This is a genomic window from Massilia niastensis DSM 21313, assembly GCF_000382345.1.
GTDB lineage: Bacteria > Pseudomonadota > Gammaproteobacteria > Burkholderiales > Burkholderiaceae_D > Telluria > Telluria niastensis.
The window spans coordinates 151894-163455 of sequence record NZ_KB908077.1 but is presented as its reverse complement, the minus strand read 5'-3'; the positions used below and the strand labels follow the sequence as shown (position 1 = coordinate 163455).

Sequence of the window (11562 nt, the reverse complement as noted above, 5' to 3'; positions counted from 1 at the left end):
AGTCTTTGGTTATTCTTCGATCACGGCGTTGGTGTAGACCTCCTGGACGTCGTCCAGGTTTTCCAGCGCGTCGAGCAGTTTCTGCATCTTGAGTGCGTCGTCGCCGGTGAACTCGGTCTCGGTGGCGGGCTTCATGATGACTTCGGCCACTTCGGCCTTGAAGCCGGCCTTTTCCAGGGCTTCCTTCACGCCCGAGAACGCGTGCGGGTCGCACAGCACTTCGAAGCCGCCTTCCTCGTCCTGCACCACGTCGTCGGCGCCGGCTTCCAGCGCGGCTTCCATCAGCTTGTCTTCCTCGACGCCGGGCGCGAACAGGAACTGGCCGGTGTGCTTGAACATGAAGGCGACCGAACCCTCGGTGCCCATGTTGCCGCCGTATTTGCTGAATGCGTGGCGCACTTCGGCCACGGTACGCACGCGGTTGTCGGTCATGCAGTCGACGATGATCGCCGCGCCGCCGATGCCGTAGCCTTCGTAGCGGACTTCTTCGTAGTTGACGCCTTCCAGCTCGCCCGAGCCGCGCTGGACCGCGCGGGTGACGTTATCCTTCGGCATGTTCGCGTCGGCCGCCTTCTCCACCGCCAGGCGCAGGCGCGGGTTGGAGGTGACGTCGCTTCCGCCCATGCGCGCGGCCACGGTGATCTCCTTGATCAGGCGCGTCCAGATCTTGCCGCGCTTGGCGTCGGTGGCGGCTTTTTTATGCTTGATATTGGCCCATTTGCTGTGTCCAGCCATGTCGAGAATTCCTTAGACGGTATGCAAGAATGGCCGACATTCTAACATAGGCCCCTCCGGCGAAATCGCCGCCTCCGACTCATGGATAGCCTGGAAACAACAGCCGTGTTCCGGGGCGCCGTCAGCAGACTCGGGCGAACCGTCCTACAATCGACGGAATGAACAAAAGCGCAACCCTCACTGCCGCCACCCCGCTGCCACGCTCCGCCCTGATCGCCGGCCTGTCGATCGCCATCGCCGGCGCGGTCCTGTTTTCCACCAAGGCCATCGTCGCCAAGCTGCTGTACCGCTACCACATCGATGCGGTGACCCTGATCGCCTTCCGGATGCTGTTCTCGCTGCCGGTGTTCGCGGCGGTGGCGCTGTGGAAGATGCGCACCGAACCGCCATTGTCCGCGCAGGACCGCTGGCGCCTGGTCGCGCTCGGGCTGATCGGCTACTACGCCTCGAGCTTCCTCGATTTCCTCGGGCTGCAGCACATCTCGGTCGGCCTCGAGCGGCTGATCCTGTTCCTGACCCCGACCTTCGTCCTCGCGATCAACGCCGTGTTCTTCAAGCGCCGCATCGGGCGCCTCGAATGGGCCGCGCTGGCGCTGTCCTACTGCGGCATCCTGCTGGTGTTCGTGCACGACCTGGCGGGCGGCGCCGGCAGCACGGTGATCGGTTCGCTGTTCGTGCTGGGCTCGGCGCTGACCTATGCGTTCTACCTGCTGGGATCGGGCGAGATGGTGCGCCGTATCGGCTCGCTGCGCCTGGTGGCGTATGCGATGTGCGTGTCGAGCGTGGCCTGCATCGCCCAGTTCTTCGTGCTGCGCCCGGTCGCCATGCTGGTGCAGCCGGCCCCGGTTTACTGGCTCTCGCTCGTGAATGGAGTATTCTGTACCATCTTTCCCGTGTTTATGACCATGGTGGCCGTGCAGCGTATCGGTGCGGCGACCGCCTCGCAGGCAGGCATGATCGGGCCGGTGTCGACGCTGTTCCTCGGCGCCCTGATTCTCGGGGAGCCGATCACGGCGGTGCAACTGGCCGGTACCGGGCTGGTGCTTGTGGGGATTTACCTGCTGTCGCGAAAATAAATGACGAAAATGACCCAACCTCGCATCGCGCTCATCGCGCACGACAAGAAAAAAGACGACATGATCACGCTCGCGGCCGAGTACCTCGAGTTCCTCAAGGGCTGCACCCTGTCGGCCACCGGCACCACCGGCGGCCGCCTGCACAACGAGCTCGGCCTGAAGGTGGAGCGCAAGCATTCCGGTCCGGTGGGCGGCGACCTGCAGATCGGCGCCCAGCTGGTCAACGGCGAGATCGACTGCGTGATCTTCCTGCGCGACCCGATGACGCCGCAGCCGCACGAACCCGACATCAACGCCCTGGTGCGCGCCTGCGACGTGCACAACATCGCCTGCGCCACCAACCTGTCCACCGCGCGCCTGGTGCTGAACCAGCTGATGATCTCGCGCGCCGGCGCCGCCTGAGGAGAGCGTCATGCAAGCCAAAGCGATCCGTATCACCGCCAACGGCGGTCCCGAGGTGATGGAGTTCACCGACGTCGAGGTCCGGGCGCCGGGACCGGGCGAAGCGCTGGTGCGCCACCATGCGATCGGCCTGAACTTCATCGACGTCTACTTCCGCACCGGCCTCTACCCGCAGCCGCTGCCGGCCGTGCTGGGCCAGGAGGGCGCGGGCGTGGTCGAGGCGGTGGGCGAGGGCGTCAGCCACGTGCGCCCCGGCGACCGCGTCGCCTATGCGGGCGGTCCGAACGGCGCCTACAGCGAGGCGCGCACGATGCCGGCGCACGTGCTGGTGAAGCTGCCCGATGCGATCGGCTTCGAGACCGCGGCGGCCATGATGCTGCAGGGCCTGACCGTGCAGTACCTGTTGCGCAGCACCTATCCGGTCAAGGCGGGGCAGACGATCCTGTTCCATGCGGCCGCCGGCGGCGTCGGCCTGATCGCCTGCCAGTGGGCGCGCGCGCTCGGCGTGGAGCTGATCGGCACGGTCGGTTCGGACGAGAAGGGCGAGCTGGCGCGCGCGCATGGCGCGGCGCACGTCATCAACTACAACACCGAGGACATCGTGGCGCGCGTGCGCGAGATCACGAAGGGCGCCGGGGTGCCGGTGGTGTACGACTCGGTGGGCAAGGACACTTTCTTCCGCTCGCTCGACTGCCTGCAGCCGCGCGGCCTGATGGTCAGCTTCGGCAATTCCTCGGGCGCGGTGGAACCGTTCACGACGCAGGAACTGGCCAGGCGCGGCTCGCTGTACCTCACCCGCCCGACCCTGGGCGCCTACATGTCGACCCGCGCCGAACTGGAGGCGATGGCGGCCGAGCTGTTCGAGATGGTCGCGAGCGGCAAGGTGAAGATCGGGGTCAACCAGACCTTCCCGCTGTCGCAGGCGGCCGAGGCGCACCGTGCGCTGGAAGCGCGCCGCACGACCGGTTCGACGGTGCTGCTGCCATGAGGGACACCAGTGGAGATCACCGCCCGCCGCCGCCGGACGGGGACGAAGGGGTGCCGAAGTTCGGGCGCCTGCTGCTCATCCTGGCGCTGGCGCTGCTCATGATCGTGGCGATCACGCTCGGGTCGGAGGCGTGGTTCAGCTGATTAAAAAAGGCCAGGCAATGCCTGGCCTCTTCAGCTCCGCGCGAACCGGATCAGCCGCGCTGGTTCTGCGCCTGCCTGACGGGTTCCTGCTTCAGCTCGACCCTGCGCGCCACGCCGTTCGGCCCCGGGAAGCCTTCGAACGCGCTCTGCACCAGCGCCGGCATCACCGCCGGGGTCGACTCCTGGCGGCTGGTGTTGTGCACCGTGACGTCGAACAGCCGCTTGCCGTCGCCGGCCGACTTGATCGACACCTGCAGCTCGCGCCGGTAATGGTGCTCGATCGAGCTCTCATACGCCGGATACGGGCCCCAGAACGGATCGTAGAACGGGCTGTACCAGCCGCCCCAGTAGCGGCGGTGGAAGCCGCGGTGGCCACGGAAGGCGAAGCGCGGCGGCCCTGGATAGTAGAACGGCGACATCACCGGTTCCAGCACGCGCACCGGCACGTCGGTGGTGGTGAAGCGCATCGATACCGTCAGCGCCGGCCTGGCGCCGTCCGCGTCGCGGAAGCCCAGGCGCGCCAGCTGGCCGCGCACCAGTTCCTGGTAGCTGCGCCATTCCAGCGTGTCTTCCTGCGCCGGCGGCACCTCGAACACGAAGCTCTTGTCTTCCATCTGGGCCGGCCACTGGTGGAAGGTGGTGACATTGCTGCGTATGGTGGTGGCGCAGCCGCCCAGCAGCAGCGCGAGCGCCGTGCCGGCGGCGATCATGATCAGGCGTTTCATCTAGTCTCCCTCGTCTCTGCGGTCTTGCCCCCGATGTTCCAGCTTAGCTCCAGGACAGCATATGTTAGCGATAATTTACACCTAGTTACCGGAGGCACACTTTCGATACATGAAATCATGTGAAACGGCCGAAAATCTTGTTGGTAAAATAAGCACTTCATCCACTGTGTTTTCGGACCCTCCTATGCGCACAGATACGCCCCAGACCATCTACCGGAAAGACTATACCCCGCCGAGCTACCTCGTGGATACTGTCGAGCTCGGCTTCGACCTGGACCCGGCCCGCACCATCGTCGCGAACAGGCTGAGCTTGCGCCGCAATCCCGCCAGCGCGCAGCGTGAAATCGAGCTGCATGGGGAAGACATCGAACTGGTGGCGCTGCGCCTGAACGGCAGGGTGCTGACCGGGTCCGATTACCGCATTTCCGGTTCTCTGCTGACGATTCCCAATGCTCCCGAGGAAGCCACGCTCGAGATCGAGTCCATCTGCGCGCCCCAGGAGAACACCACGCTCAGCGGACTCTACGTGTCCAATGGGAATTTTATTACGCAATGCGAAGCGGAAGGCTTCCGCCGCATTACCTATTTCCCGGACCGTCCGGACGTGATGGCGAAGTACACCGTGATGCTGCGCGCCGACAAGGAGCGCTATCCGGTGCTGTTGTCGAACGGTAACCTGGTCGAGGAGGGCGATCTCGGCGACGGCCGCCACTATGCGTTGTGGGAAGACCCGTTCAAGAAGCCGTCCTACCTGTTCGCCCTGGTCGCCGCGCGCCTGGTGTGCCAGGAAGAGACCTTCAGGCTGGCCGACGGGCGCCAGGCGCTGCTCCAGGTCTGGGTCGAGGAGGGCAACCTGGACAAGACCGACTATGCGATGCAGTCGCTCAAGCACAGCATCCGCTGGGACGAGGAGCGCTACAACCTCGAGCTCGACCTGGACCGCTTCATGATCGTCGCCACCAGCGACTTCAACATGGGCGCGATGGAAAACAAGGGCCTGAACATCTTCAACACCAAGTTCGTGCTGGCCAATCCGCGCGTGGCGACCGACATCGACTTCCAGGGCATCGAGGCGGTCGTGGCGCACGAGTACTTCCACAACTGGACCGGCAACCGCGTCACCTGCCGCGACTGGTTCCAGCTGTCGCTGAAGGAAGGCCTGACCGTGTTCCGCGACCAGGAATTCACCGCCGACATGATCGGCACCGACTCCGGCCGCGCCGTGACCCGGATCGACCATGTGCGCACCCTGCGCCAGGCCCAGTTCCCGGAAGATGCCGGCCCGATGGCGCACCCGGTGCGCCCCGACTCCTTCGTCGAGATCAACAACTTCTACACGGTGACCGTGTACGAAAAGGGCGCCGAGGTGGTGCGCATGTACCAGACCCTGCTGGGCCGCGAGGGCTTCCGCAAGGGCATGGACCTGTATTTCGAGCGCCATGACGAACAGGCGGTCGAATGCGACGATTTCCGGCGCGCGATGGCCGACGCCAACGGGCGCGACCTGGCCCAGTTCGAGCGCTGGTACAGCCAGGCCGGCACCCCGGTGGTGCGCTTCGAAGGCAGCTACGACAAGGCCGGCCGGACCTACGAGCTGAAGCTGTCCCAGTCCTGCCCGCCGACGCCCGGCCAGCCGAAGAAGCTGCCTTTCCATATCCCGGTCGCGGTCGGCCTGCTCGACCGCGAGGGGCGCGACATGCGCCTGCGCGTGAATGGCCGCGACATGGGCACGACCGCCGTGCTGGAACTGGTCGAGGCCGAGCAGCGCTTCGTGTTCACCGATGTCTCCCAGGCGCCGGTGCCTTCCGTGCTGCGCAACTTCTCGGCGCCGGTGATCCTGCAGGGCAGCTACGGCGATGCCGAGCTGCTGCACCTGTTCAGCCATGACAGCGATGCGGTCAACCGCTGGGAGGCCGGCCAGCGCCTGGCCATGGACCGCCTGCTCAAGCTGACCGAGGCGGCGAAGCTCGGCGCCCTCCTGAGCCTGGACGACACCTTCATCGAGGCGATGCGCAAGATGCTGGTCGACGAACGCCTCGACCCGGCCTTCCGCGAGCAGGCCTTGCTGCTGCCTTCGGAAACCATGATCGCCGAGCGGATCGAGGACGTCGATCCGCTGGCCGTACACACGGCGCGCCAGTTCGTGCGCGCCGCCATCGGCACGCGCCTGCGCGCCGAGCTGACGGCCCAGTACGAGGCGAACCAGACCCCGGGCGCCTACAGCCCCGATGCCGTGTCGAGCGGCAAGCGCGCCCTGAAGAACCTGGCCCTGGCCTACCTGAACGCCGCGCCGGATGCGGAGACGATCGCGCTGGCCCAGCGCCAGTTCGACCAGGCCGACAACATGACCGACCGCTCGGCGGCGCTGTCCACCCTGATCCATGCGCACGAGGGCGATGTCCCGGAAGCGCTCGAGCGTTTCTACGACGAGTTCAAGGGCGAGGCGCTGGTGGTGGACAAATGGTTCGCGATGCAGGCTTCCGCCCCGACCACCGATGTGGCCAAGGTGCGCGAGCTGATGCGCCATCCGGCCTTCACCTTGCGCAATCCGAACCGGGCGCGCAGCCTGGTGGCGACTTTTTGCGCCGGCAACCCGGTCCGCTTCCACGCCCCGGACGGCAGCGGCTACGCGTTCTGGGCCGAGCAGGTCGTCGCGCTCGACGCGCTGAACCCGCAGGTCGCCAGCCGCCTGGCGCGCGCCATGGACCGCTGGCGCCGCTATGCCCCGGAATTGCAGGGCAAGATGCAGGTCGCGCTGCACCAGGTCGCAGGCCAGGCCAAGCTGTCCAATGACGTGCGCGAAGTGGTCAGCAAGGCGCTCGCGAACTGACGGCGCCAACACGAATTCACATCACCCCAAAGCAAAGGAAGTCCATGAAACGCGTAAGCCTTACGCAATACCTGGTCGAGGAACAACGCCTCCACCAGAACATCAACGCCGAGCTGCGCCTCCTGATCGAGGTCGTCGCACGCGCCTGCAAGCGCATCAGCTACTCGGTCAGCAAGGGTGCGCTCGGGGAAGTCCTGGGCAGCGCCGACACCGAGAACATCCAGGGCGAAGTGCAGAAGAAACTGGACGTGATCTCGAACGAGATCCTGCTCGAGGCCAACGAGTGGGGCGGCCACCTGGCGGCGATGGCGTCGGAAGAAATGGAAACCATCCGCCAGATCCCGAGCCGCTATCCGAAGGGCGAATTCCTCCTGATGTTCGACCCGCTCGACGGTTCGTCGAACATCGACGTCAACGTCTCGATCGGCACCATCTTCTCGGTGCTGAAGGCGCCGGAAGGCATGCAGCAGCCGACCGAGCAGGATTTCCTGCAGCCGGGCACCCAGCAGGTGGCGGCCGGCTATGCGGTCTACGGCCCGCAGACCATGCTGGTGCTCACCACCGGCAACGGCGTGCACGTCTTCACCCTGGACCGCGAGATGGGTTCGTGGGTGCTGACCCAGAGCGACATGCAGATCCCCCCGACGACCAAGGAATTCGCGATCAACATGTCGAACAAGCGCCACTGGCACCCGCCGGTGCAGCGCTATGTCGACGAGCTCCTGGCCGGCAACACTGGTCCGCGCGGCAAGGATTTCAACATGCGCTGGATCGCCTCGATGGTCGCCGACGTGCACCGCATCCTGAACCGCGGCGGCATCTTCATGTACCCGGCCGACCTGCGCGACCCTGCGTCGCCGGGCAAGCTGCGCCTGATGTACGAAGCCAACCCGATGGCGATGATCGTCGAGCAGGCCGGCGGCGCGGCCACCGACGGCAAGGGACGCATCCTCGACATCCAGCCGTCCAAGCTGCACCAGCGCGTGCCGGTCTTCCTCGGCTCGAAGGAAGAGGTCGAGCTGGTGACCGGTTACCACCAGGAATAATTGTATTGTTGTAAATAAAGCAGCAGGCTTGCGATACACACTAGCAAGTTTGCTGCATTGTTTGCTAGAATACGGCTCGTCGCCGCTTTAGCTCAGTTGGTAGAGCAGTTCATTCGTAATGAAAAGGTCGCCAGTTCGATTCCGGCAAGCGGCACCAGGATAGTGAGAAGGGCCACCCGTCAGGGTGGCCCTTTTTGCTTTCGGCAAGCGGTCCGGCTGGCCGGCATCTCTCCCAAAGTTCAGGGTCAGATCTGTCATTCGGACATCGACGCACTACCTTTGCGAAATCTCAGAACGGCTCGCTTGATCTGGAATTCGCTGGGAGACGAGATGTGCAAACGCTTCAATGCGTGGCCCATGCGTTTTTAAGTGGCATGTTGAGATAGATCAAAGGTGCTCGGTTGGTGTCCGAATGACAGACCTGACCCTGAATGCTAGCCCTGCAAGGCCGCCTCTCCCACTTCCTGCAGTCCGCGCGCCAGGCTCGATGCGCTCGGGTTGTCGATGAACACGCAGCGCTTGCCGGTGCGCTTGCAGTGATCCTTCACCCGCCAGTAGGCGCTATGGCTGATGCAGCCGGTCTGGCAGATCACCAGGTCGGCCGCGGCCAGGCTGGCGTCGAGCAGGCTGCTGCTGTCTTCCAGCCCGCCGTCGTGGTGGGCGAACTGGGCGCCCGCGCGCTCGACCAATGTGCGGTAGACCGGTACGTTGGCGCTGCGTCCGCCGACGCACAGCACATTGCGCTCGACCAGCCTGACCGGCACCTCCGGCACCTCCTGCAGCACGGGAACCGGCGGCGCGGCTTCCGGCGCCTCGTCCTGGACGGGCGTGGGGCGCGCCGCCTTCAGTTCGGCGAGCTGGGCGCGCAGGGCCTGCTCGCGCGCTTCCATCTGTTCCACCCGGTTGGCCAGGCGCTGGCGCGTCTCCAGCTCGGGCACCTCGGCCCGCAGCTGGGCCAGTTCGATGCGCAGGTTGTGGATCTCGGTGTCCTTGCCGATCGCGACGGCGCGCGCGTGCATCAACAGGACCTCGCGCCGCTCGGCCTGTTCGCTCTTTTCCTTCAGTAATCCGTTGCAGCGTTCCTGCAGCCGGGCCATGTCGCGCTCCAGCCGGGCGTTGTCGGCCAGCAGGGCATTGAACCTGTTCATGTCCGCGCGTGCGCAGGCGCCGGCCTGGTGCTGCACCATGTGGATGTCGCGGCACATCTGTTCTTCGAGCTCGGTGGTGCAGCGCGGATGCGTGAGGCCGGCCCAGAAGGCGCCGGCGACGTCGCCCGCGGCCACCGCCGCGTCCCACAGCGCGTTCACCTCGGCGCTTGTCTTGGCCGAACGGAAACGCTGGATGGCCGGGGCGTAGCGGCGCTCCAGTTCCTTCTGGATGGCGTCCGCGATCGGCGTGCGGCTCAGGCATTCGCTGACGGCGCCGACGTGGATGTCGTAGTCGCCATGCAGGAGCTTGCCGCCGGTGACTTTTTCCACCAGCTTGCGCAGCAGGTTCAGCGGCAGGCCGACGCCCACCAACGGGCAGTGACAGGCATGGGAGAGTTCCCAGACGCGCCGGCGGCGCGATCCGCGCGCGGCGTCGGAGCAGGCGTGGCCCGCGTCATGCAAAGCTTCGTTGTCGCACATTCAGATTTCCCCTGCAATCTATTTGAGAATGATTCTCATTTCTATTTTATGCAGGATGAGATGGGATGCAAGCGAAATTTGCCCGATGGGGGAATTCGGGGCCCGATCGCCCATGGGCGAAGAATTTCATGTGAGATCTCAACAGATGGCAGAGCTCTGTTAGGCAACGCACGGTCCCGGAAATGTTTGCATTGTATTTTTTGTATCGCGACGCAGTGGTGTCCGATACTGCGCTCGTGTCGGACGCCACGGGGCGTGCGCCCGATGACGACGACGGAGTGGACTGCCGAACGATGGAAATTTGAGCTTGTGCAAGGTCTTGACACCGACATGTTGACCTACGGCACGAGCCAAAGAACCCATTGATGTAGCGCAGGTCATTCTCGTCGCTTCGTTTTATTCGAGGCGAAATCGAGGAAGAATGTGGTGATAGTCGAGAAACGGTCTACTCCGCGTTGGTCTACATTTTTACGAGGGATACATCATGGATAATCAGAAGTCAACCGAGGGAAAAGGCAGCGACGCAAGCCGCGAGGGCGCAGGTTCGAGCATCGGCAAAAGCCAGGATTCCAACCTGGGCAAAGGCAGCAGCGGTGCATCGGGATCGAGCCTTGGCAGCGGTGCGTCGGGCGGTTCCCTGGGCAGTGCCAACGCCTCGCCGAGCAGTGCTTCAGGTGCCACCAGCGGTAGCACGGGCGCCGTCGGCGGCACCAGCAATGCCAGCAGCGGCGCCGGCAGCAGCGGCTCGCTGGGCAGCAGCGCCGGCTCGCTGGGTAGCAGCGCATCCGGGACCGGCAGCTCGCTGGGCAGCAGCGCAGCCGGCAGCAGCGGCAGCATGAGCGGCAGCAGCGGCAACAGCGGCCTGGGCTCCAGCGTCAACGCCGGCAGCACGACCGGCAGCGGCAGCAGCATGGGCGGCGCCAGCACGGGTCCGTCGTCGGACACCAGCGGCCCGCAGCAGCCGGGCGGCATCAAGGGCGCCATGTCCGCGATGACCCCGGACCGCATGCACCAGGGTATCGACAAGGCGGCGCAGGCTGCGCAACCGATGGTGGACCGCCTGGTCAGCACCGCGCACGCCGGCGTCGACCGCGTCAGCGGCATGCTGAGCGGCGCACAGCAAACCATGGGCCAGCGTTCGCAGCAGCTGAACGAGAAGTACCAGGACCTGTCGGTCCAGGGCCGTGAGTACGTGCGCAACAATCCGGGTACCGCGCTGCTGGCAGCGATCGGCGCCGGATTCATTCTGGCAAAGCTGTTCGGCGGATCGAGCGACCGTTCGCGCGACTCCCGCTACTATCGCGATTACCGCGACTGATCGACCACCGCTCAGCGCAAGCCGCCGAGTGGAAACAAGGATGCAAGCCCGGCCAGCCCAAACTTGGCCGGGCTTCGTCGCGTCTGCTTCCTTTATTCAATCGCCGCAAGGCAAGCGGACTCCTGATTGGTATCCGTGATTTTCCCCGGATTGGCTCCTCCGCGGGCAGTTCGTCGCTCCTATGATGGACGCCATTCACGCAAAGGAGCGATCATGAACCAACGTATCGATTACTACAAAGCATCCAAGGAAGCCACCGGCGCCATGCTGGCGCTGGAAAAAGCCGTCAACGCTTTCGGGCTGGAACCGAGCCTGCTGGAACTGGTGAAACTGCGCGCGTCGCAGATCAATGGCTGCGCATTCTGTGTCGACCTGCACACGGCCGACGCCAAGAAGGCCGGCGAATCCGACCGTCGCCTGCACGCGGTCACCGTGTGGCGCGAAGCGCCGTTCTTCACCCCGCGCGAGCGCGCCGCGCTGGCCTGGACCGAATCGCTGACCCGCCTGCCGGACACCCACGCGTCCGACGCCGACTACGCGCTGCTGCGCGAGCACTTCAGCGACAAGGAAATGGCCGACCTGACGGTGGCGATCATTGCCATCAATGGGTGGAACCGGCTGGCGGTAGGATTCCGCAAGACGCCGCAGGTGTAAGCGAGGGCGCCGTGCGT

General features: G+C 65.1%; 12 protein-coding genes and 1 tRNA gene. 9 read left to right on the top strand and 4 right to left on the bottom strand.

Going from position 1 to position 11562, the window contains the following annotated elements:
- Positions 1-9: 9 nt before the first annotated feature.
- The gene (locus H162_RS0101970) at positions 10-735 is read right to left on the bottom strand and encodes a YebC/PmpR family DNA-binding transcriptional regulator (protein ID WP_020651762.1); all 726 of its coding nucleotides are present in this window, start codon (positions 733-735) and stop codon (positions 10-12) included.
- A 158-nt stretch (positions 736-893) separates the two neighbouring features.
- On the opposite strand from H162_RS0101970, the gene H162_RS0101965 reads away from it, so the two are divergent.
- The 4 genes from H162_RS0101965 to H162_RS34645 are packed head-to-tail and all read left to right on the top strand — an operon-like array spanning position 894 to position 3344.
- Entirely contained in the window at positions 894-1811 is a 918-nt protein-coding gene (locus H162_RS0101965) for a DMT family transporter (protein WP_020651761.1), read from the top strand.
- Complete coding sequence (locus H162_RS0101960) at positions 1812-2213, top strand: methylglyoxal synthase (protein ID WP_020651760.1); 402 nt, start codon at positions 1812-1814, stop codon at positions 2211-2213.
- A 10-nt stretch (positions 2214-2223) separates the two neighbouring features.
- A complete protein-coding gene (locus tag H162_RS0101955) occupies positions 2224-3201 on the top strand; it encodes a quinone oxidoreductase family protein (protein WP_020651759.1) in 978 nt (325 codons plus the stop codon).
- Positions 3198-3344, top strand: a complete 147-nt coding sequence (locus tag H162_RS34645) for a hypothetical protein (RefSeq protein WP_169444419.1) — start codon at positions 3198-3200, stop codon at positions 3342-3344. The genes H162_RS0101955 and H162_RS34645 overlap by 4 nt, the downstream gene beginning before the upstream one ends.
- A gap of 50 nt (positions 3345-3394) precedes the next feature.
- Here the strand turns inward: H162_RS34645 and H162_RS0101945 are convergent, their stop codons facing one another.
- The gene (locus tag H162_RS0101945) at positions 3395-4069 is read right to left on the bottom strand and encodes a DUF4136 domain-containing protein (protein WP_020651757.1); all 675 of its coding nucleotides are present in this window, start codon (positions 4067-4069) and stop codon (positions 3395-3397) included.
- Positions 4070-4253: 184 nt separating this feature from the next.
- Between H162_RS0101945 and pepN the strand changes: the two genes are divergently transcribed.
- From pepN to H162_RS0101930, 3 genes are all read left to right on the top strand, one after another.
- Positions 4254-6899: an aminopeptidase N gene (gene pepN / locus H162_RS0101940; RefSeq protein ID WP_020651756.1), complete on the top strand. Its 2646-nt coding sequence runs from the start codon at positions 4254-4256 to the stop codon at positions 6897-6899.
- A 44-nt stretch (positions 6900-6943) separates the two neighbouring features.
- On the top strand, positions 6944-7945 hold the full coding sequence (locus H162_RS0101935; RefSeq protein WP_020651755.1) for a class 1 fructose-bisphosphatase: 1002 nt from the start codon (positions 6944-6946) through the stop codon (positions 7943-7945).
- A gap of 81 nt (positions 7946-8026) precedes the next feature.
- A tRNA-Thr gene (locus H162_RS0101930) sits at positions 8027-8102 on the top strand.
- A gap of 277 nt (positions 8103-8379) precedes the next feature.
- On the opposite strand, the gene H162_RS0101925 is transcribed toward H162_RS0101930, so the two are convergent.
- On the bottom strand, positions 8380-9573 hold the full coding sequence (locus H162_RS0101925) for a DUF2325 domain-containing protein (protein ID WP_020651754.1): 1194 nt from the start codon (positions 9571-9573) through the stop codon (positions 8380-8382).
- A 492-nt stretch (positions 9574-10065) separates the two neighbouring features.
- The gene (locus H162_RS35140; protein WP_156885433.1) at positions 10066-10410 is read right to left on the bottom strand and encodes a hypothetical protein; all 345 of its coding nucleotides are present in this window, start codon (positions 10408-10410) and stop codon (positions 10066-10068) included.
- Between H162_RS35140 and H162_RS35135 the strand changes: the two genes are divergently transcribed.
- Together H162_RS35135 and H162_RS0101910 are read left to right on the top strand one after the other, a co-directional pair.
- Entirely contained in the window at positions 10409-10891 is a 483-nt protein-coding gene (locus tag H162_RS35135; protein WP_156885432.1) for a hypothetical protein, read from the top strand. The genes H162_RS35140 and H162_RS35135 overlap by 2 nt on opposite strands.
- A gap of 213 nt (positions 10892-11104) precedes the next feature.
- Positions 11105-11545 (top strand): carboxymuconolactone decarboxylase family protein, encoded by a 441-nt coding sequence (locus tag H162_RS0101910; RefSeq protein ID WP_020651751.1) that lies wholly within the window; start codon positions 11105-11107, stop codon positions 11543-11545.
- Positions 11546-11562 lie beyond the last annotated feature (17 nt).